Genomic DNA, 22,949 nt, shown 5'->3' with positions numbered 1-22,949 from the left:
TTCCCAATGAGATTTTTTATTGTCGTTCATAGCTTTTGTATTTTGTTTAGGTGCAATTTCGACTTTTTATTTAAAATGAAGCATAACAAAAATTACAGAACTGTGAGTCTATTTTTTTCTATAAAAAAACACCTTTTACTTTAACATAAAAGGTGTTATAGTCTTTATATTAAACCTGTTTAAACTTTTATTTTTCTAGAAAGCAAAACGATAAAAGCAATATAATGTAAATTCGTCCAATTAATTACAGAAGTTTCAAACCTAAGCCAAAAAAAATGTATTCAATGTGACTATTCTTTTGTTAAAATAATATTTTGAGGTAAGTCAATCTCTTTGCTGATTTTTGATTGATTAATTCTAATTCTATTAATATTCTCTAACATTTCTAGTTTTATATGTTTTGAATCTATATATAATATTTTAAATTTTAAACTTTTATTTTTAGAGACATGTTTTATTGTTCCTTCTAATTTATTAGATGATTCATAAGTAGTTCCTAAAATAGTAGACTTCTTATCAGTAAAACGACTGTTAATGTATTGAGTGGAATTTTCAACAACTATATTATTAGAAATGTATTTATGAAAACCTATTAAAACATCTGTTTTTACATTGTCATACATAGGAAGATCTATATTATCTTTTTTAAAAATTATTTTCAAAGATTTACCATTATCTTTCCAATACCAAGTCCCTATAAAGTTATCTATATTATTATTTAGGTTATTACTATTAGATGTTGTTTTTAAAGTTTGAGAATGAACTTGTAAAGATATTATCATAATAATGATAGATATAAAAAATTTAATTTTATACATAATTAATTGCATTTTGTTTCATTTATTTTACCATTTGTAGCACTTGATAATAGTTTCCAATCATTTAGTTCTGAATCGGATTTAAGTAATTTCAATCCTGATTTTTGAGCTTCTAGATATTTAAGAAATAAATATTCATTCGTAGAAACACTATTAGATTCTTTAATTCCAGAGCTTTGATATACAAGATTGTAGTAGTCGTACACAGAGTCACTTATTTCATTTCCGCCCATCATAACGATATTTGAAAAATTATCAAAACTTTCAAAATCATCAATTATAATATAATATTGAGTATTTTCTGTTACAAGACCAAAAACAAAGGAATTTGCATCTTTAATAAATCCATTTTTATATAAATATGTTAAATTTAAAATATCATCAGCTGAAAAGACAGGGGGTAAACCTTTAAAATGAGAATGTAAAAAACCATCTATTTGACCATAAAAATTAAAATCTACACCAGCTTCTCCTTCATTTCCTTCAAAATGAGTTTCATTTATATTATTTCCATCAGCATTTAAAATATAAACATGTTCCTTATTTTCAGAGGTTTTAATTTTTAAATCTTTCATTAAACTTTTACTTTTATCATTTTTTCCAATAGGTTTTATCTTATCACATGGAGTTTTAAATGGACTAATAATTCCACCTCCTCCACCGCCTGGAGGATTGTCAATACACTCAACAAATTGAGAACAACCACTACTTCCTCTGTTTTCAGGAGGTGTAGTATAACAATTTGAACAACCACTTCCACCTGGATTAGGAGTTATTATTACCTCGTCTAAATCACAAGAAGGCAAACCTTCAAAACCACAATTATCTCCATTAGCTTTTTTGTTAATTGAATTATTGATTTGTTTATCAAATTTTTCTTGAAATAACTTTACGTTCGAAATATACAATTCACTATCCTTTTTCACATAACTAAAAAAGACATTGGTCCCATTATCAGTATAGCTTGCAATTAATAAACCATCTACTGAGTTATTTTTAATTCTAGGATACATCACCCATATATCTCCATTTTCATCAAAAATAGTTTGTGAATGTAATCGATTTTCGATGTAAAATTCTTTACTTTCTACAATAACATTTTGTAAAGAGTTCTTTTTATGTTCGACAATGTTCGTAGTGTTTACAAGTCCTGATATATTAGTATTGTGTATACTATCATATCGTTGCATTAAGATAGAAAAACCATTTGCATAATCAATAGCAGATTTATTACTTTTTCCTTGAATGTTTGAAGATTGTGAAAAAATAGCAAACGTTTTCTTTTCTTGTTCTGTTTTTTCAATTTGAATAGTATCTTCCTCTAATACACAGCTATTAAAAATAAGTAAACAGAGAAGAAATAATAGATTTTTAAAATAAAGTTTCAGTAAAAATACATCAAAGATTAATAACAGTCAAAACGGTTGTAAATAAAGACTTTACAGCCGTTTTATGATTTTTTGGTAATGAGGTAAAAAGCAGTAAAAAGCGAGGTTTGGCAAAAGTAAGGTTACTAAAACGTTACTTTTAAACATTAGAAATAATCGTTTAAAATACTGTATTTCAGCTTTTTGCATAGTTTTTCATATTGTTCCGTAGCTCACATAGGTTTAATTTTATCATTAAGAATTGTGAGTATGGAAACGACAAAAAAATCAACGTTTAAGGTATTGTTCTACCTTAAAAAGAACGCCCCAAAGAAAAACGGAAAAGTTACGGTTATGTGCAGAATTACCGTAAACGGCAAACAGTCTGCATTCAGTACCAAGCTGGATATTTCCGCAACAAATTGGGATTTGAAGTACGGCAGGGTTTTGGGTAAAAGCCGAGAAGCACAAGACACAAACAGGAAACTTGACAAAATTCGTTCGGGTATTGAGGAATGCTATTCCAAAATTCTAAAGAATGAGGGGGCTGTAAACAGTGCTAAACTTAAAAATGCCGTTCTTGGGATGGAAAGCGGAGAACTGACCTTTTTCAAATTCTATGAACAGTTCCTATTGGACTATGAGAAAAAGGTTAATAGTGGACTTCGGGTAAATGGCACACGCAGTAAATACAAAATACTTTTAAAACACCTACGAAATTTTGCACTTACAAAATACGGTTATTCCGATTTGTCCTTTAATGACCTTACACCTGGTTTTGTACAGGACTTTGATTACTACCTGCGTGACGACCAAAGCTTGACACACAACACCATTTGGCTGTATATGATTGGATTTACCACGCTTTGCCGATTGGCAATGAGCAGAAAGCATCTTGCTTTCAACCCGTTCAGCGAATACAAGAATACAAAAAAGGACAAAGACAGAGGTTATCTGCTACGAAATGAGTTAGAACATCTTGTAACGTTTAACTGCGAGAAAAAGAAAGACGAATTGGTTAAAGATTTATTTGTTTTCAGTTGCTTTACGGGGTTGTCTTATTCGGATATGAAAGGGCTTAGAAACAGTAATATTCAAGATTTCTTTGACGGCAACCAATGGATTATTGTACGCAGAAAGAAAACGGCAACATCATCAAACGTGATGCTCTTGGATATACCGAAAATGATTATCGAAAAGTATGCAGGATTTGCAAAGGACGGAAAGGTATTCCCTGTACCATCAAACACAGTCTGCAATGACAGCCTAAAGAGAATATCCCAACAGATTGACTGTCTTAAAGAAAAGAAAGTAACCTTTCATTTGGCACGTCATACGTTTGCCACCTTGTTTTTGAGTGAGGGTGTTCCCTTGGAAAGTTTGAGCAAGATGTTAGGACATAAGAATATTGCTACCACACAGATTTACGCCAAAATAGTCAACGAGAAAGTTGGTAAGGATATGCAAAAGGTATCACATAAATTTAAGGGAATGGAACAGTCATTTGTTTCGCAACTCTGAAACTGATAAAGCAATTAAAGAAAGTCAATATAGTTTTTGTATTGGCTTTTTTTATAATTTAGTAGTTGATAAATATTTATAAATTTCAAGGAGAAAAAAATCACAAAAAAATGTCCAAAACCGAGGTACCAAAATGTCTTTACTGAAATTTTAAAACAATTTACAATGAAACAGTTCTTATTATTACTTCACGAAGACGTTGAAAAACTAAATGAATTATCTCCTAAAGAAATGGAGGAGTTGGCTAATGCTCATATGAATTGGGCAAATAAATTAGCCGAAGCAGGACATTTAATTTCTGGAGACGGATTGCACGAAAAAGGTGTGTTCATTACAGGAAAAGATAGTGTAGTCAAAGACGGACCTTACCTGGAATCGAAAGAAATTATTGGTGGATATTACTTATTGCAGGCTGACGATTTAGAAACGATTGTAGAATTGGCTAAAGAATGTCCTACTCATCATTATGGAGGAACTACCGAAATCCGTCCGATAATGGAAATGGAAGACTATGAGCAATAATTTTCTTCCCAACGAAGAGATAAATTACAGAGCGATTTATGGAAAGCTGTTTTCGGGATTATTAAATCAATTTGGCACAAATTACGTTTCTGAAATTGAGGACGCTATTCAAAATTCGTTTTTGAAATCCTTAAAAATCTGGAATCAAAACAATGTTCCGAATAATAAAGAAAACTGGCTTTTCATCGTGGCTCGTAACGATGTATTCAACCAAATTAAAAAGCAGAAAGAAAACCATAATTTTTCAGTAGAACAATTTGAAGATACTTCGTCAACCAGCAATGAAACAGATTTACGGCTTCAAACCATTATCTTCATTTCGGCATTAAAAAATGTTTCCAATCAAGCCAAAATACTTTTCGTTCTCAAAAATATCTTTGGTTTGAGCATTCCCGAAATAAGTGACAGTACTTTAATCAATCAGGAAGCAATTTATAAAAACATCAACCGAACAAAGAAAAATATTCAGCTTGAATTTAACGGTAATGATATTGACCTAAATTCAATTACAGCCAATCAAAAAGAGGTTTCAATAATAGAAGAAATATTTTATGCGGTTTTCAATATCGGTTTTGATTCTTTTAGTGAAAAGACAGAAAATATTGTAAATGAAGATTTATGTTTGGAAGCATTTGCTTTGACAAAACTTTTATTTAATCAATACCAATCCAAATCAACAAGCAACTTATTGGCACTTTTTTGCTTTCATACAGCAAGGATTCCAGCAAAAATTCACGATGGTAAACTCATTTCTTTTTTCAATCAAAATCGTGAAAAATGGAATAAAGAATTACTCAATTTAGCTTTTAATTATCTCAATAAACCAAAAAAAATAAGCAAGTTTTATCTTGAAGCTATCATCATCAGCAAGTATATGTCCATAAATGAACTAACGCAAAATGATTGGAATCACATTGCGAAATTATACGAGATGATGCAAAAAGTTTCGCAATCGCCAATTGTAAAACTGAATTATTGTTTTTGTTTGAGTAAAATAGGCAAAACGGAAAAGGCTTTAATGATTCTTTCAGAAATTGAAAAAGAATTGCCTAACGAACACATTTATTTTTCTTTGGTAAAAGCTAAAATCTTAAAAGAACTCAATCCCAAAGAATCTGATGATTTATTCATCTCGGTCATGGATAAAGTGAATCAAAAAATCAGAAAAGAATATTTATTAGAAAACGAACTCATACAATTATAAAATGAAAACAACATTGAAATTTATAGCTATCATACTAACTGCCTTTGCTTTTACAATGTGCAACACCAAACAAAATGAAAACAAAGAAACTACAACGACAAAATCCGAAAACTTTGATTGGCTGTTAGGTAAATGGCAACGGACAAATGAAAAACAGGGCAAAACTACTTTTGAAAATTGGGAAAAAATCAGCGATTCGGAATACAGTGGGATTGGATTTACCATTCAAAAAAATGATACGATAAGCCAAGAGACAATGAGGATTTTGGAGACCGATGGAAAGTGGAATTTACTTGTTAAAATCCCCAAAGAAAAAGAGTTTATAAAATTTGAAATGTCGGAAATAAAAGAAGACAAATTTGAATTCAAAAACGACACGTTGGATTTCCCAAAATTGATAAAATACTGGAAAAAGGGAGACAAAATAAATGCTTTGGTTTCGGGAGACAGTTTGAAATTATCATTTGAATTTAAACGACTTGAATAAGAACCTGAACAAAATTGAAGCATTAACTACCGTTAATCGGCTAACGCTGATAGTTATCTTCCAATACCTTGATAATATCGCTTTCACGAAAAAGGATTTTCCGTTCGAGTTTGATAAAAGGTATCAGTCCGTCATCTCTGTACTGTTGTAACGTCCGTTTGCTGATGTGTAGCATTTGGCAAACCTGTTCGCCTGACAGGTAGATTTCTCCTTTTAAGAGTGGGTGGAAATATTCCCTGATATACAGCAGTTCGTTTTTGATACCTACCACAGCTTCGAGCAGGGCAAGCATATCCTCGTTTGAATTTCCAATCTGTTTCATTTCTTTTGCTTTTTTAATGTTCGCTCTCCCTGCATAAGTAACTCCACTTCGGACAATCTGAAATATGTTTTCCGATTGATTTGCGTTGCCCCAAGAATTCCTTTTGCCCTATATGTCTGCAATGTTCTTTTACTGATATTGAGTAATTGGCAGGCTTCCTGTTGGTCGAGCCATTTTGTTGCCTGTTGTAATGCTTTGTAGGGTGCAGTCATTTCCGCTATCAAATTGGAAACTTCCTTTACTTCCCTATGCAATGCCTTTAAAATCTGAATGTCTAAAACTGTTATTTCCATATCAACATCATTTAAACCTCGAAAATAAAAGCTATTGATATAGGTCATTCTAATGTTGTATCCATTGGCGTTGAGTGGCGGTGTTTTGCCAAATACTATGATGAAATATTTAAAAATGTACCAAAAAAAGAATAAAAAGGTAGCAAAATTAAGGCGGACAGCCACCGCACTGCCCAACCAAAAGCTTACGGCATAATAGCAGGGCAAAAAAAGGTCGCTTTGGCGAGTTGCTCAGTTGCCCTGCCACCCTTCGGGACTTATTCCGTTTCCTTTTGGTTTTTCCCCTGTCCACCTTGTTAGAATGGCTTTCTTTTTTTTCTGTTTTTTTGTTTTGGAAAATAATTTTAAGAGGGAGCTACGCACCACTCCCGACACCGCACCACAATCAAAACAACGGTTTGTGCTTATCGTTGTAGATTTCGCTAATCAATTCCCCGAACTCCTGAAAGTGGTATTCGATAATGTTGTTGAGATACGCATAAATTGTCAGCTTGTCAATGCCCATAATGTTGGTAAGCCTGTTAAACCTATCGTGGTGTTCCTGCCGTACATAGACCGATTTTCCTTTGCTTGCAGTTGTGGTCGGAATTTTAAAAAACTGTTCACAATAGTCCTCTTTGTTCAGCTTCTTTGGCTTGGAGGTACTTTTTTTCGTGGTCTTCGCTGACGGTTTGGTTTGTTCCGTTTCTGTTGCTATTTCCTCGGGATCTTCCCCTGCAATTATGTTCATCAGTGCTTCCTCATCTACTTTGGGTTTGACAAAATCTTCCCGATGTGTTACTGCCTGTTGTTCCGTGAAAGATTGTTTATTTTCATCAGTTATGAAATTTTCAATAGAGAAATCCTCTTTTTCGGGTTGCTGATTTTTGTTTTCTTCGTGTATCATATCTATCATTTTTAATATTATATCCAATTAGCTGTTTGGTTAACTAAGCAATCAGCTGTATATACTGTTGTATCTATGTAACTACATATCTATCTACGCACGTGCATGCCTTTAATTAGCTAGTTTATTAACTCAAAAATCTGTAATCCGCTTGCAATCATTCACGCAGATTTGCTGTCGGGATTTTTGCTGTTCAGTTATTTTATTAAGGGCATAACCAATCAGCCAGCTAACCAGCTACAAAGGAAATAAAAGCAATTCCAATCCCCATAAAGGTGGCACTATTTGGCGTTTATTGGCTTTGTTTGGCGTGATTGTAAATGATTGTTATTCAAATAGTCTTGCCGAAATTTGTAATAGAAACGATGGGTTTTTTCTGCTAACTCCAATCCGTTTGCAATACGGATTTTTCTGAACTCCTGTTCAGAGCAAGTTATCTCTTGAGGTCCTCGAAATAAATTTCCGTACCTCAAGAGCACTTGCCCTTGCAGGGAGCTGGAAACGGCTCCGAAGTCGCACGTTTATTAAAAATTAAAATGGATTATTATGGAAGAGAAAAACAGAAAACAGATTAGGAAAACAGGAAGGGAACCAAAGATTGATCCTGCGGTACATCGGTATTCCATCAACCTGAATGCAGAGGGAAACGCCAAGTTCCTTGCCCTCTTTGACCAATCGGGGATAAGTGTAAAGGCACATTTTATTACGGCTTGCATCTTTCAAAAGACGGTAAAGACCGTAAAAATTGATATGGATGCAATAGATTATCACGAAAAATTGACCCGATTTTTTAGCCAATTCCGAGCAATCGGAACAAATTATAATCAGGTTGTGAAGATATTGTACCGCAATTTTTCAGAGAAAAAAGCAGGAACATACCTTTTTAAATTGGAAAAAGAAACCATCGAATTGGTAAAAGTCACTAAGGAAGTCATCCGTTTAACACAGGAATTTGAAGAGAAGTATCTGAAAAAAGAATAAAGTTATGATTGCAAAAATTGGAAAGGGAAGTAATATGTACGGAGCGATTTTGTACAATCAACAGAAAGTGGACAAGGAAAACGGAACGGTTTTGTTACTGAACAAGATACCCGACACGGTGGACGGCAGGTATTCTGTAGCCTATTTTAATAAATGCTTTGAGCCGTATCTGTCTGCAAATATTAAAACTGAAAAGACGGTACGTCATATATCGCTGAACCCAGATCCTGCGGATAAGGTCAGTGATGAACAGTTTATGGAAATGGCACAGGAGTATATGGAGCGTATGGGCTACGGCAATCAGCCATATATTGTTTTCAAGCATACGGATATTGACAGAATGCATATACACATTGTTTCGACTTGTGTAGCTATTGACGGAAAGAAAATCCCCGATGATTACGACCATCCACGCTCAATGGCTATTTGTCGGGATTTGGAAACAAAATACAATCTGCAAAAGGCTACCGACCAGGAGCAGAAACAAACGAATAAAGTTTTCAAGCCTGTAAATCATAAAAATGGCGACATCAAAAGCCAGATTGCTTCGGTAGTACGCTATCTACCAAAGTATTATAGTTATAATACTATAGGTAGTTACAATGCTTTACTTTCTCTATTCAACATCACAGCAGAAGAAGTCAAAGGAGAACGGAACGGACAGCCTGTAAACGGGTTAGTATATGTGGCATTGGACAAGAACGGAAACAAGGTAAGTAATCCGTTCAAAGCATCACTTTTTGGAAAAGATGCAGGAGTAATACAGCTTCAAAAACATTTTGAGCAGTCCAAAGAGAAAATGAAAATCAATCCTGCAAGGTCTGTCCTAAAGAATACCATTGAATTGGCTATACATACTACAAACAGCGAAACAGATTTTAAAAAGCAACTGGTAGAGCAAGGTATTAATACGATTGTCCGCAGGAACGAAAGCGGACGGATTTACGGTATCACGTTTATCGACCACGAGAGTCAAAGTGTTTGGAATGGCTCACAATTAGAAAGAAACTTGTCGGCAAACGTATTCAATGATTGGTGGAACAACGGAAACAAACCCGAATTGAAGATACAGGATAAAGTAAATGAAATAGACAACCTACCAACACAAGACCTTTTTGAGTTTCTCTCACAGGAACATTCGCTTAATACCGATATAGGATTGTTCAGCGTTTTACCTGATGCACAAGGCGTCGATTACGAGGAAGAACAATTTGCCAAACGGATGAAGAAAAAGAAAGGTCGAAAGTTATAACAGATGACAAAAAAATCTAAAGTAAGTTTACCAATTTAAATATCAATCATTTTTATAGCAAGCATAATGTTTAGAATCTAAAAGTTTACTATTTTAGTAGATTCTTAAGGATAATAAATCCCTAATCAAATAACGCTTATTTCAATGTCAGAAGAACAGAAGAAAATATTAGAGCAACAGCTCTGGAATATAGCCAATACACTGCGTGGAAAAATGAATGCTGATGAATTCCGAGATTATATTTTGGGATTTATTTTTTATAAATATTTGGCTGAAAAAATGGAAATTTATGCGAACTCCATTTTGGAAAAAGATAAAATCCAATTCAGAAATATTGATGAAAACACAGCCGAAGGCTTAGAATACATTGAAGCTATTAGAGAAGAATCTCTTGAAACCTTAGGGTACTTTTTAAAACCATCTGAATTGTTTAGTGAAATCGCTAAACGAGGAAATAGCGGGAGCAACAATTTTATTCTTGAAGATTTACAGAAGATATTGACCAATATTCAGTTAAGTACAATGGGAACACAAAGTGAAGAAGACTTTGAAGACCTGTTTTCTGATATGGATTTAAATAGTAATAATTTAGGAAGAACAGCAGATGCCCGAAATGCTATTATTGTAAAAGTGTTGGTGCATTTAGACGAAATTGATTTCAAATTGAATGATACAGAACTTGATGTATTGGGTGATGCTTACGAATATTTGATAGGTCAGTTTGCCAGTGGTGCAGGAAAAAAAGCGGGCGAATTCTACACCCCTCAGGAAGTATCTAAAATTCTCGCAAAGATCGTTACGACTGGTAAAAACCGTTTAAAATCGGTATATGACCCAACCTGTGGTTCAGGTTCATTATTACTGCGTGTAGCAAGAGAAGTAAAAGATGTCAATAATTTCTATGGACAAGAAATGAATCGAACAACGTACAATCTTGCCCGAATGAATATGATACTTCACGGCGTACATTATCTGAAATTTGATATCAAACAGGAAGACACTTTAGAACATCCTCAACACGAAGGTTTGTTAGCAGAAGCCATTGTAGCAAATCCACCATTTTCAGCCAACTGGAGTGCTAATCCTCTGCATCTTAGTAACGAACGTTTTAGTCAATACGGTAGATTAGCCCCTGCAAGCAAAGCAGATTTTGCCTTTGTACAACACATGATTCATCATCTTGCTGAAAACGGAACAATGGCTATTGTATTGCCACACGGTGTCTTGTTTAGAGGTTCGGCAGAATTACATATTCGAAAATATCTTATTGAACAGAAAAATTATTTAGATGCTGTAATTGGTTTACCTGCCAATATTTTTTACGGAACTGGTATTCCGACTTGTATTTTGGTGTTTAAGAAATGTAAGGAAGATCCTGACCATATCCTATTTATTGATGCAAGTAAAGAATTCGAGAAAGTTAAGAACCAAAATATGTTACGTGAAGAGCATATCAATAAGATTGTGGAAACTTATCGTAATAGAACCGAAATTGAGAAATACAGTCATTTGGCTACTTTACAAGAAGTTGCAGAAAATGACTATAATCTTAATATACCTCGTTATGTAGATACTTTCGAAGCTGAAGAAGAAATCGATATCAAAGTTGTAATGCAGGAAATTAAATCTTTGGAAGCCAAGCGAGCGGAATTGGACAAAGAAATTGATGTGTATTTCAAAGAATTGGGACTTGTTTTTTAATTTTTTATAATGAAGCCAACAATCAATATATATTGCGATGAAAGTTGTCATTTACAGAATGACAAAGAGCCTGTTATGGTTATCGGGGCTGTTTATTGTCCGATTGAAAAGAAGGAAGAAATTTTTGAAAGATTGTATAGTTTTAAACTCAAACACAACCTTATTCCTAAAAATAAAAAGAATGATAATGACAATCGAACCTACTATGAGCTAAAATGGAACAAAGTTTCAAAATCAAAAATCGAGTATTACAAAGATGTAATCAATTATTTTTTTGATGATGATGACTTGCAGTTTAGGGTGCTTGTAGTTTCTAATAAATCTGCAATAGATTATGAAAAGTTCAATCATACACACGATACATTTTACTATAAGATGTATTTTGGAATGTTGAAAGCTATCTTGAATCCTGAAAACTCTCATCATATTTACATAGACATTAAAGATACCAGAAGTAAAGAAAAAGTTCACAAACTGGAACAGGTTTTAAGGAATGACAAATACGACTATTCTAAAGAAATTATTAAAAAAGTACAACAGGTAAGATCTCACGAAGTGGAAATTTTGCAATTAGCCGATTTATTAGTAGGTGCTACTGCTTATGTAAATAGAGAATTATCAAATAGTAAAGCTAAAAATGAATTAATCAATCTCATTAAACATCGCTCTAAATATTCTTTAACAAAATCTACTTTATTGAAAGAGCGAAAGTTCAATGTTTTTATTTGGAAACCACAAAAACCTTATTTTGTATGAGTTTAGTGTTTCCTGCATTGATATCTTTTGGCGAATATGGTGGAGTTTTTTCAACCTATTTTGACGCTGTTTATTCGGTTTTTCATAACGATTTTATCAAAGCACACCCTATTTATGAAGGTCTAAAAGTATCTGTGAGAAAATACCCGGAAGTAGACGGAATGCATCGTACATTTTATCACATTACGCACGAAGGAGAAGACGAAGCTAATAGACAACCTGATTTTAGAAGAATGGAACGGATACGTTTTCCAAAGTTTGTTATAGAAAACTGTGAACACGAAGAAATTCTCATCTGGAAAAATGTAAGAGGAAAAGATGAACGTACTGTTTTGTTTAATGAAACCGAAAATTATATTGTGATTTTAACCGACAGAGGAGAATATTATATGTTCATAACGGCTTATTATATTGAAACAGAACATAGAAAAAGAAAGCTATTAAAAGAATACGAAGCGTATATAAAAGCCAAAACCGCTTAGCGGAACTAAACGGCTTCTTATACTCCTTTAACACTTACAACCAATAAAGGAATGGTTACTGAGCTTTTGCAAAGATACACAATAAAAATAAAAAAGCAAATAGATTAAATCCTTAATGCTGAAAAAGAAGATAATAATATGACCGATATACAAAAAGAAAATAAAAGTGGTGGTAAAGTTCCAAATTTGAGATTTCCTGAATTCACGGAGCAATGGGAAAGTAAGCCGCTGAGAGAAGTTGTGAAAATTAACCAAGGGCTACAAATAGCAATATCTGAAAGATCTACTGAGAATAAAACAGGTTCATATTTCTATATAACTAATGAATTTTTAAAAGCAGGTTCTGGAAAAAAATACTATATATTAAATCCTCCACAATCTGTGATATGTAATGAAAAAGACATATTAATGACTAGAACAGGAAATACTGGACAAGTTGTTACTAATGTATCAGGCGCTTTTCATAATAACTTTTTCAAAGTAGCATATCCAGAATACATTGATAAGATTTTTTTGTATAACTTTTTGAAATTAAACAAAACACAAAATCAAATACTTCGATTTGCAGGAACATCAACAATTCCTGATTTAAATCATTCAGATTTTTACAGAATAATAATTTCACTTCCTTCAAATAAAGAACAACAAAAAATCGCTTCATTTCTTTCACTCATAGACGAACGCATTACAACCCAAAGCAAAATAATTGAGGGTTTAGAAAAATTAAAGGTTGCAACTGCTAAAAAAATATTTTCGCAAGAATTTAGGTTTAAAGATAATAATGGGAATGATTTTTCGAAATGGGAGGAAATGAAGTTAAAAAACATTGTTATTATTCAAATGGGACAATCTCCAGATTCTTCTTCATATAACTTTGAAAATATCGGAATACCATTAATACAGGGAAATGCAGATATTTTAAATAGAAAATCTAATCCTAGACAATACACGAGTAAACCCACTAAATTTTGTGGTGTTGGTGATCTTTTGTTAACCGTAAGAGCTCCAGTTGGTTATGTAGGAAAATCCAAACATTACGCCTGCATTGGTAGGGGAATTTGCTCAGTAAAAAACAATGATAAATCTATACTCGAATTTATTTATCAATTTTTATTATATTTTGAGGATAAATGGAAATCAATTGAACAAGGAAGTACTTTTACTGCGGTTAATAGTTCGGATATTAATTCAATTAATATTTTACTACCAAGTATTCCTGAACAAACCAAAATCGCCAATTTCCTTTCTTCTATAGACTCAAAAATTGATATGGAGAACCAACTTTTGCAAAAATTAGAAGAACAGAAAAAGTTTTTGCTGCAAAATATGTTTGTTTAGAATGTTAAACAAACATTTGCTGTAATAGATATTTCTTTTGCATTTCCAGCTGCTCTAAAATGGCTTTTTCGGTTTGGCTTTTTTGGTATAGGGAAGAAAGAAATGCCGAAATTTCTTTTTGTTCTTTTATTGATGGCAATAAAATTTCTAATTTTAAAAGTTCTGTTTTCGACATATTATATCTTGTACTTCCTTGTGCTAACTTTTTTATTTCATTCCGAACGACTTTACTTCTAAATAAAAAACGAGCAAATTCAGGGAGTAATTCCTTAAAGGAATTAAGTCTAAATCCAAAACAAAAACTATTGAGATACACATTTTTCACATCTTCTAACAAAACTGAACTCATCCCAATTTCATCAGGCGTTTCAGAAGAAATTGTAAAAAATATATCCCCATATTTTACACTATTTTGATTTTCATTTTCTGAAACATTTACATATCCACAGTTTTCAATTACGATTTTGGAAGAATCAAAAATTTGCTTGTATTGGATGTATCTTTTTCCATTACCAAAATCTTCTTTTGATTTTCCAGACAAACCAGTGAAAGTATATCCCAAATCTCCAAGTCTTACTTTTTTCCAATTTTCGAAATTAGAATTAATTCTTATTTTTTGTTCCGATAAAGAATCATTAAGACTTTCAATTAAGGATTTAAGATGTATCAGTATTTTGCTTTGGGCTTGGATTCTTTCGTCAATTTTAGAGAGAAAAAACGCAATTTCGGATTGTTCTTCAAACGACGGAAGAGCTATTGGCAATAACTTATATTCTTCCGCATTAATTCCTGGTTGCCCTGAACGCATTGACATTGTAAGTACCCATTTTTGATATTTTTCGGTCAGTGTTTGTGAAAAAATAAAATATGGATTTTCAGTTTTTACGTTAAGACGGATTAAAAAGCCCGCAAAGAAAATTTTGCCATCTTTTTCACTATATAAATAAGACTTTCCAACGCTTGCTCCAGTTCTTGCAAAAAGAATATCTCCTTTTTCTAATAAATATTTATCCTCTAATTCTCCATCTGGTGATGACAAAGGATTTGGAGTGAATAATCTAGTTCTTTCATCAATATCCGTGATTCGGATATACTGATTTTCACCATCATAAACTGTTGCAGCAGTATTCATTCCATACATAAAATTAGTTGCTACTTCCCCCAACTTCTTCACTTCCCACGCATCTTCAAACCCTGGAAATCTCAAATTTGGAACACCAAGATTAGAAATCTCTTTTATGAAAATTAAGGAGAATATTATCCGCCGATTGAAATACTAACGCATTTATTTACTTTCTACTTCCTTTGTTCTTTTAAATCTTTAATTCAAAAAAAATGGACAAAAAACAACTCTCAGAAGTCATTTCTTTATGGAAAACAGACAAAAAAAACTATGTGAAAAAATCAACCTTTTCGGCGTATGTGTTACTCATCGAAAATCATTTATTACCCTCTTTTGGCAATCAATACGAAATTCAGGAAGCCGATGTACAAACTTTTGTATTGCAAAAATTAGAAGCTGGTTTAAGCCAAAAAACCATCAAAGACATTTTAATCGTTTTGAAAATGGTGCTGAAATTTGGTGCTAAAAACAAATGGATTGCTTATGAACCTTTCGAAATTCAATATCCTACCATTCGCGAAAATCAGCAAATAGAAGTGCTTTCCAGAACGCATCAGAAAAAAATAATGAATTACATACAAGAACATTTTACCTTTCGGAATTTAGGTGTTTTAATCTGTTTATCCTCAGGAATGCGAATTGGCGAGATATGTGCTTTAACTTGGGAGGACATTGATACCGACAACGGAGTAATCAGCGTGAATCGTACCATTCAAAGAATCTACGTAATAGAAGACGGAACCCGAAAAACAGAACTCATTTTAGACACGCCAAAAACCAAAAACTCCATTCGCGAAATCCCGATGAACAGAGATTTAATTCGATTGATAAAACCCATCAAAAAAATAGTAAATCCTTCTTTTTTTGTGCTGACCAATGATGCTAAACCTACAGAACCCAGAACGTACCGCAGTTTCTATAAAAACTTAATGCGACATTTAGAAATTCCCAAAATAAAATTCCACGGTTTGCGACACAGTTTCGCCACACGTTGTATCGAAAGTAATTGTGATTACAAAACAGTTAGTGTATTATTGGGGCACTCAAATATAAGTACAACATTAAATTTATATGTTCATCCAAATATGGAACAAAAGAAGAAAGCCATTGAACAGATGTTTAAAGCTTTGAGGTAAGTTTATATTATGAATTAGGAGGCGCTAATGAATTGAGATCACTTTATTTTGTTAAATTTGTGTGTAGATAAAAAAACACGGTTAACTCCTAATTCATAATTATTTTGAGCAAACAGTCTGAGCAAATTTTAGAAGAACAACTCCTTATCCAATTACAAAAATTGGGATATAAATATATTACTATAGCTGATGAAAAATCTTTGTTGGCAAACCTTAAAACGCAATTAGAAAAGCACAATCATATACAATTTAGCGACAGTGAATTTGAAAAAGTATTAAACATTCTCAATAAGGGATCTGTCTTTGAAAAAGCCAAGGTATTAAGAGAAAAGAAGCATCATATCATTAGAGATAATGGCGATAATCTATATTTTGAATTTCTTAATGTAGAACATTGGTGTCAAAATGAGTATCAGGTAACCAATCAGATTACACAGGAAGGAAAATATCAAAATCGCTATGATGTTACGCTGTTGATAAACGGTTTGCCATTAGTACAAATTGAGTTAAAGCGAAGAGGTTTGGAAATGAAGGAAGCATTTAACCAAATCAACCGCTATCAAAAACATAGCTTTGGTGCTGGAAAAGGTTTGTTTCATTTTGTACAATTATTCGTTATCAGTAACGGGGTAAACACCAAATATTTTAGCAATTTCGGAATAAACAAGCAGGAATATCTTCAGACTTTTCACTGGACAGACGAACAGAATAATCCACTCAACAACATACTGAATGGTTTTACGGATGCTTTTTTAGAACCTTGTCATATCAGTAAAATGATATGTAAGTACATTGTGTTGAATGAAACTGCCAAAGCATTAATGGTGCTTCGACCGTATCAGTACTATGCGGTAGAAAACATAATCAAAAAGGTAAAAGAAAACGAAATTCTGAACGGTTATAATATTGAAAAAAACGGATATATTTGGCATACAACAGGAAGTGGTAAAACTTTAACCAGTTTTAAAGCTAGTCAGATTTTATCTAATATTCCAGCCATCAAAAAGGTGGTTTTTGTGGTAGATAGGAAAGATTTAGGTTATCAAACCAATCAGGAGTATGATAATTTCAGTAAAGGCTCTGTTAGTTCTGCTACTAATACAGATGATTTAGTTCGAAAATTTAACGATCCGAATGTTCGAATCATTGTTACAACTATCCAAAAGCTGAACAATGCTATTTCCAGTCGAAATTTAGCCAAAATGAAAGCTATTCAGAATGAAAGAATGGTCTTTATCTTTGATGAATGTCACCGCTCGCAATTTGGTGATACGCATAAAAACATCGTAAATTATTTCACTAACATTCAGTTGTTTGGTTTTACAGGTACACCAATTTTAGAGAAGAATTCCGATGGAATGAAAACCACGGCAAGTCTTTTTGGAAAATGTCTGCATAAATATGTAATTACTGATGCCATACGTGATGAAAATGTTTTGAAATTCTCGGTTGAATACATTCAGACTTTTAAACAGAAAGAACACATCATTGATTTAAAAGTGGAGCAAATCAATGAAACAGAAGTCTTTGAAGCCCCTGAACGTAAAGAAGCAATCGTAGATTATATCATTCAACATCATGATCAGAAAACACAAAACAAGAAATTTTGTGCGATGATGTGTGTACAAGATATTGATTCGGTTATTCAATACTATGAAATTTTTAAACGTAAAAAATTAAATGGGGAGCATAATCTTAAAATAACAACTATTTTCAGTTTTGCTCAGAATGAAGAAGAAATGGAAGAACAAGTAGCTGCTCAAATCAATATGGCTGCTGAACCTCAAACTGAATACGGATATAAACCGCACCGTAGAGAGTTATTGGAAAATTATGTTGAAGATTTTAATGAGATGTTTGGTGAAAAGCAAAATATCAAAGACAACGAAGGATATTACAATTATTACAATGCCGTAGCTAAAAAATCGAAACACCCAAAACACGAAGCGGATATTTTATTAGTTGCTAATATGTTTTTGACAGGATTTGATAGTAAATCTTTGAACACCTTATATGTTGATAAAAATCTTCGATATCATGGACTGATACAAGCTTTTAGTAGAACCAACCGTATATTAGATAAGAATAAAACCCAAGGAAATATTATCTGTTTCAGAAATTTAAAAGACAAAACTGACGAAGCTATTGCTTTGTTCAGTAATAAGGAAGCTATTGATGAAATTATAGTTGAACCTTATGAGATTTATGTTGATAAATTTAACGAAGCAACACAAAAATTATTAGAAATCGTTCCAGAAGTTACGTCTGTTGATGGATTATATTCAGAAGAAGATAAATTGGAGTTTATCTTAGCTTTTCGTGCTTTGATGCGCCTACACAAGAAGATGAGTCATTATACAGAATTTACTTGGGATGATTTACAGATTGAAGAACAACTATTTGCAGATTACACGAGTAAGTATTTGGATTTAAAAGATGGACTGGGAACAGATCCTTCACCTGAAAAAACATCCATTCTCAATGATATAGATTTTGAATTAGAATTGATAAGACGTGATACGATTAATGTTACGTATATTATCCAATTGTTGGTCAAATTCAAGTCCAAACACAGTGCGAAAGATAAAGAAAGCATTGAAAAAGAGATTGCCAACTTATTGAATACTGAGGTTTCATTAAGAAGTAAAAGAGACTTGATTGATAAATTTATTCATGAGAGTCTACCAAATATTGAAGATACGGATACTATTCCCGAAGAATTTGAAAAATTCTGGAATGTAGAGCAACAAAAAGCACTTCAAGAATTAGTTAAAACGGAAAATCTATCTGAAGAAAAAACTGAAAGATTGATCGAAAACTATCTTTTTACGGAACGCGAACCTTTACGAAAAGAAATTTTAGCACTTCGAGAAGAAGGAAGACCAAGCGTTTTAAAATCAAAGGAAATCGGAGATCGTATTCTAAATAAGATTTTAGGTTTCGTGGAAACTTTTGTTACTGGAATATCAGGAAATTAATGTTTTATACAAGTGGTATTCATAAGAATCAAAAATATTTAAAAGTGATAATTAAAGGATAGATAACTTGGAACCTATCCTTTGTTTTTTTTTGTATATTTGCTATGAGCTAACGGAAACACGTTGAAAAGTAAAGCAATAAGCACCGTTACCAAATCGTTACCTGACTTTTTTGATAATCTTTATAAAAGCTTAGTATCCAACCAATACAGCTTTTTCCTGAAAACTTTAAAATAAAGTTTATTCATAGTATTTTTAGTGTTAAAAACTAATTTACAATAAATTATAAGAAAATAAAATAACTTTACATAATCATTATTATCTATCTAAATAATTTAGGTTAAATTATTGATATTGTGAAAGTGCTGTTTTGGATAAATAAAATTGATTCAGAAACTTCTTTGTAAGGCGTATTTTATCGTTGAAACTGCATATCCAAATTAGCTATTTTGTAAGTGTTATTACCCAAGTTTTCGTTTAATCTTCTTGTAGTTTTTTGAGCGAATAATTTTTCCTTTATCTGTAATCAAAAGAGCAGCGTAATCTTTTTGCTGATTGATCAAATTCAATCCTTTTTCTTTTCCTAAAACCATGATAGAAGTGCTAAAACCATTACACATTTCAGCATCCGGACCAATAACTGTAACCCCTGTTAATCCTGTTGAAGGAATTCCAGTTTTGGGATTAATAATGTGTGAATAACGGACTCCATCAATCAAAATAAATTTTTCGTAATCACCAGAAGTTGTAACTGCAGCATTTTTCATTGAGAGAATATCCAACATTTTATGACGATTAAATGGATTTGTAATTCCAATTTTCCAAGCTTCTCCATTAGGTTGATTTCCCCAAGTTGTCATATCACCAGAAGCATCTATTATACCAGCATTAATTCCTAAACTTTGCATAAAAGTTCGTGCTTTTTGTGCTGCATAACCTTTTCCTGTTGATCCAAAACCGATTTTCATTCCAACTTTTTTTAAGAAAATAGTTGAATTTTCTTCATTCAAAATAATGTTTTTATAACCGATTTTTTCGATGGCTTTTGAAATCTCTTCCTGAGTTGGAATCTTTTCCATTGAACCATCAAATTTCCATATTTTATCCATTGCCGCAAAGCTAATGTCAAAAGCACCATCGGTTAGTTGCGAAAAATAAATCGCACGCTTTGTTAAGTCAAAAACTTCTCGATCTACTTTTATCGCCTTTATTCCTGCATTTTGATTGACAAGAGAAACTTGCGAAGTTGGTTTCCAGTCAGAAATCAAATTCTCAATTCTAATCATTTCATCAATTGCTTTATTGATGTTTTTTTCAACGGAAATAGAATCGGAATCAACCAATGTAATTTTGAATTTACTTCCCATTAAAATTGTATCTCTAACTCCAACCGTTTGAGCATTCATCGGAGTTAGAACATACAATAGTATAAAAGTGAATATATTTTTTAGAATGAATTTCATTTTGGTTTATTCATTTGTTATTCTGAGTTTATCGAAAAGTATAAAGCTTAAAGATACCTCGACAAGCTCGGTATGACAGGTATTAGGTTATTCTGAACTTGTTTTAGGATTGCATCAAAATTATTTTTCTAGTAACAATCCGTCAAAAATTGCCCATTTGTTTTGAATTCTTCGAATGATTTATTCAAATGTTCTTGACAGATTTGTTCCAAAACTTTCTCTACATCATGTTGCATTGTGAGAGCACCACAAATCATAAGAATTCCACCATTTTGTAATGTTTCAGCAAAGAATTTAGCATCACGATTGACTAAATCCATCACATACTGTTTATTTTCTTCACGAGAAAATGCAATGTGAAATTGACTCAAATGATTCGTAAAAATTTGTTTCGTAGCAAATTCTTGATAAGATTTTGTTGTTTCATTATCATGTCTGAAACCACAGTATAAATGCGTTTCAATATTTTTTGAATTCTCATCAATCATCCCAAGAAAAGGTGCAATTCCTGTTCCGTTTGCAATCATCACAACTTTTGAAGCTTTTGGAAATCTAAAGGCTTTATTTTTTACAATTCGAGCTTTAATCGTAGAATTTTGAACCAAATTATATAAATATTGAGAACCTAATCCAAACTCATGCAATTTTACAATTAACTGTAATTTATTATCTACTTTTCCAACCGAATATAAGCGTTCTTTGTGATCACTTTCGGGATAAATTGCTAATAAATCTCCAGATTTGAATTTCTCTTTTACATCTAAAATAACTTTAAATGTAGCATCTTCTTGTGTGATTTTAGTGGTAGAAATAACCTTAACATTTTTCAGTTCTAGTGCTTTTCCAACATACATCGCAGGCGTTGTTGCTAACGGAATATCTGTCGTTTCTTTGTATGCAATGACCCAATTTGTGAATTCTTCCGGCGATTTATCATTTACTGTTTTCAAATCCAATAATTGAGTAGCCCATTTTTGATCATTCAACCATTTGTCAACTTTAACTGCATAGCCACAATAATCTGAATATGCTCTTGATCCAAATCCTACAACAGAAAATTCGATGGATTGGTTTTGTGGAAATTGTGTGATTAATTGTTCAAATTTCTTAGCATTCGCAGGCGCATCACCAATTCCATAAGTTGAGGTAAAAATGATGAGTTGTTTTGCTTTTGGATAAATTTCATATTGATTCATCTGAGCAATGAATGATTTTTTTCCGTTTGCTAAAAATTGCTCTTGAATTTTTGAAGCAAATCCAACAGTTGCACCATTTTCTGAACCAACTAAAAGGATAATTTCAGCTTCGTTGGCTTTATATTTATTTTTGCCAATTTTCGTTTTTGTACGTTTGAACGTAATTACAAATCCTGACCAAATAAAGAATAAAATGTTAAGCGAAGCAATTCCTAAAATCGCTGCCCAAATAACATTGGTGCGACCTGTATGTAAATCGATATTGAATTTTTCTACAATTGCTGAATAAGGATTCAACGATTCTGAAATAATCGCTCCATTTACTTGATTAACCGAAACCGATTTTTTTCTTAAATGGACGATAAATGGTTCTGCTTCATCATCTGGAATAAAAGGAAATTCAATCTTTTCAACACTACTTAATTTCGTATTTTTGAAAAATTCAATGTCTTTTAAATCTTTTGGTTGTAAATTTTCTTTGACTTGATGCTCAATTTCTTTTGGTTGACCAACTAAAGGTTCTAATCGCGCTAAGAAAATCAATGTTCCTGTTAATGCAATGATTAAAACTGGAATTAATAACCAACGTCCAGTTACAACATGGAAATATTGTGAAAAGGAGTCTTTGTTAACTTTGGTAAAGAAATTTAGAATTCCTTGTTGACGTTTTACGATTAAGATTAATCCACTTATTGAAATTAACATCAATAAAAAAGAGACGACACCAACAATTGCTCGTCCTGTTTCCTTTAGAAATAATGAACGGTGCAAGGCTGTGACCCAATTGATGAAATCACTTTTTGGAACAATCTCACCAATCTTTTTTCCTGTTGTAGGATCAATGTAAGATTTGATCGAATTTCCATCTTCGTCCATTGCATCAATTGTCACAAAATCATTGTGATCAACTTTTACTTCAATTATTTCAAAATAATGCTCGCGCAAAGTTGGTAAAACTTGCGCGAGTGTTATGTTATCGAAATTTTCTACTTTGTATGCGGGCGATTTTTCGTTTATTGCATCAACAGCCAAAATTACTCCTGTGATAGATAGAATAACTAAAAATGCTGAAGATAAAATTGCAAGACTCAAATGCGCATATCTCCAAATAGATAATGTCATT

The 22,949-nt window shown here is 32.4% G+C and carries 20 protein-coding genes; 12 read left to right on the top strand and 8 right to left on the bottom strand.

Annotation, left to right across the window (positions count from 1 at the left end):
* Positions 1-290 precede the first annotated feature (290 nt).
* Complete coding sequence (locus N5E64_RS07120; protein ID WP_280036674.1) at positions 291-830, bottom strand: DUF6705 family protein; 540 nt, start codon at positions 828-830, stop codon at positions 291-293.
* Positions 821-2,008: a hypothetical protein gene (locus N5E64_RS07115; protein ID WP_125349856.1), complete on the bottom strand. Its 1,188-nt coding sequence runs from the start codon at positions 2,006-2,008 to the stop codon at positions 821-823. Before N5E64_RS07115 ends, N5E64_RS07120 begins: the two co-directional genes overlap by 10 nt.
* Before the next feature lie 447 nt (positions 2,009-2,455).
* Between N5E64_RS07115 and N5E64_RS07110 the strand changes: the two genes are divergently transcribed.
* From N5E64_RS07110 to N5E64_RS07095, 4 genes are all read left to right on the top strand, one after another.
* Positions 2,456-3,706, top strand: coding sequence for a site-specific integrase (locus tag N5E64_RS07110; protein WP_280036670.1), 1,251 nt, complete (start codon positions 2,456-2,458; stop codon positions 3,704-3,706).
* 165 nt (positions 3,707-3,871) lie between these two features.
* Complete coding sequence (locus N5E64_RS07105) at positions 3,872-4,228, top strand: YciI family protein (protein WP_280036667.1); 357 nt, start codon at positions 3,872-3,874, stop codon at positions 4,226-4,228.
* Entirely contained in the window at positions 4,218-5,432 is a 1,215-nt protein-coding gene (locus N5E64_RS07100; protein WP_280036665.1) for a DUF6596 domain-containing protein, read from the top strand. The genes N5E64_RS07105 and N5E64_RS07100 overlap by 11 nt, the downstream gene beginning before the upstream one ends.
* A gap of 1 nt (position 5,433) precedes the next feature.
* Positions 5,434-5,919 carry a DUF6265 family protein gene (locus N5E64_RS07095; protein WP_280036663.1) on the top strand — a complete coding sequence of 162 codons (486 nt, stop codon included), beginning with the start codon at positions 5,434-5,436 and terminating at the stop codon, positions 5,917-5,919.
* Between the two features lie 40 nt (positions 5,920-5,959).
* Here the strand turns inward: N5E64_RS07095 and N5E64_RS07090 are convergent, their stop codons facing one another.
* The 3 genes from N5E64_RS07090 to N5E64_RS07080 form a co-directional block, all read right to left on the bottom strand.
* Positions 5,960-6,241, bottom strand: coding sequence for a helix-turn-helix domain-containing protein (locus N5E64_RS07090; protein ID WP_034868152.1), 282 nt, complete (start codon positions 6,239-6,241; stop codon positions 5,960-5,962).
* Complete coding sequence (locus tag N5E64_RS07085; RefSeq protein ID WP_280036657.1) at positions 6,238-6,741, bottom strand: helix-turn-helix domain-containing protein; 504 nt, start codon at positions 6,739-6,741, stop codon at positions 6,238-6,240. Before N5E64_RS07085 ends, N5E64_RS07090 begins: the two co-directional genes overlap by 4 nt.
* A 178-nt stretch (positions 6,742-6,919) precedes the next feature.
* Positions 6,920-7,420 carry a DUF3408 domain-containing protein gene (locus N5E64_RS07080; protein WP_280036656.1) on the bottom strand — a complete coding sequence of 167 codons (501 nt, stop codon included), beginning with the start codon at positions 7,418-7,420 and terminating at the stop codon, positions 6,920-6,922.
* A gap of 546 nt (positions 7,421-7,966) precedes the next feature.
* Between N5E64_RS07080 and mobA the strand changes: the two genes are divergently transcribed.
* The 6 genes from mobA to N5E64_RS07050 all read left to right on the top strand — a co-directional run bounded on the left by mobA (position 7,967) and on the right by N5E64_RS07050 (position 13,930).
* Positions 7,967-8,401 (top strand): conjugal transfer protein MobA, encoded by a 435-nt coding sequence (gene mobA, locus N5E64_RS07075; protein WP_125349862.1) that lies wholly within the window; start codon positions 7,967-7,969, stop codon positions 8,399-8,401.
* Positions 8,402-8,405: 4 nt separating this feature from the next.
* Positions 8,406-9,653 carry a conjugal transfer protein MobB gene (gene mobB, locus N5E64_RS07070; RefSeq protein WP_280036655.1) on the top strand — a complete coding sequence of 416 codons (1,248 nt, stop codon included), beginning with the start codon at positions 8,406-8,408 and terminating at the stop codon, positions 9,651-9,653.
* 144 nt (positions 9,654-9,797) lie between these two features.
* Entirely contained in the window at positions 9,798-11,354 is a 1,557-nt protein-coding gene (locus N5E64_RS07065) for a type I restriction-modification system subunit M (RefSeq protein WP_125349864.1), read from the top strand.
* Between the two features lie 9 nt (positions 11,355-11,363).
* A complete protein-coding gene (locus N5E64_RS07060; RefSeq protein ID WP_280036653.1) occupies positions 11,364-12,110 on the top strand; it encodes a DUF3800 domain-containing protein in 747 nt (248 codons plus the stop codon).
* The gene (locus N5E64_RS07055; protein WP_280036651.1) at positions 12,107-12,592 is read left to right on the top strand and encodes a hypothetical protein; all 486 of its coding nucleotides are present in this window, start codon (positions 12,107-12,109) and stop codon (positions 12,590-12,592) included. The genes N5E64_RS07060 and N5E64_RS07055 overlap by 4 nt, the downstream gene beginning before the upstream one ends.
* Before the next feature lie 138 nt (positions 12,593-12,730).
* A complete protein-coding gene (locus N5E64_RS07050) occupies positions 12,731-13,930 on the top strand; it encodes a restriction endonuclease subunit S (RefSeq protein WP_280036649.1) in 1,200 nt (399 codons plus the stop codon).
* Between the two features lie 4 nt (positions 13,931-13,934).
* Here N5E64_RS07050 and N5E64_RS07045 read toward each other — a convergent pair whose 3' ends face one another.
* On the bottom strand, positions 13,935-15,137 hold the full coding sequence (locus tag N5E64_RS07045; protein ID WP_280036648.1) for a restriction endonuclease subunit S: 1,203 nt from the start codon (positions 15,135-15,137) through the stop codon (positions 13,935-13,937).
* A gap of 128 nt (positions 15,138-15,265) precedes the next feature.
* On the opposite strand from N5E64_RS07045, the gene N5E64_RS07040 reads away from it, so the two are divergent.
* Positions 15,266-16,189 carry a site-specific integrase gene (locus N5E64_RS07040; protein ID WP_280036647.1) on the top strand — a complete coding sequence of 308 codons (924 nt, stop codon included), beginning with the start codon at positions 15,266-15,268 and terminating at the stop codon, positions 16,187-16,189.
* 104 nt (positions 16,190-16,293) lie between these two features.
* Entirely contained in the window at positions 16,294-19,167 is a 2,874-nt protein-coding gene (locus N5E64_RS07035) for a type I restriction endonuclease subunit R (protein ID WP_280036646.1), read from the top strand.
* Positions 19,168-19,628: 461 nt separating this feature from the next.
* On the opposite strand, the gene N5E64_RS07030 is transcribed toward N5E64_RS07035, so the two are convergent.
* Together N5E64_RS07030 and N5E64_RS07025 are read right to left on the bottom strand one after the other, a co-directional pair.
* Positions 19,629-20,630: an FAD:protein FMN transferase gene (locus N5E64_RS07030; RefSeq protein ID WP_280036645.1), complete on the bottom strand. Its 1,002-nt coding sequence runs from the start codon at positions 20,628-20,630 to the stop codon at positions 19,629-19,631.
* A gap of 128 nt (positions 20,631-20,758) precedes the next feature.
* Complete coding sequence (locus tag N5E64_RS07025; RefSeq protein ID WP_280036644.1) at positions 20,759-22,948, bottom strand: PepSY domain-containing protein; 2,190 nt, start codon at positions 22,946-22,948, stop codon at positions 20,759-20,761.
* Between the last annotated feature and the right edge of the window lies 1 nt (position 22,949).

This window comes from Empedobacter sp. GD03739, from assembly GCF_029843245.1.
GTDB classification, from domain to species: domain Bacteria; phylum Bacteroidota; class Bacteroidia; order Flavobacteriales; family Weeksellaceae; genus Empedobacter; species Empedobacter falsenii_B.
This window is presented reverse-complemented; position numbering and strand designations above follow the sequence as displayed.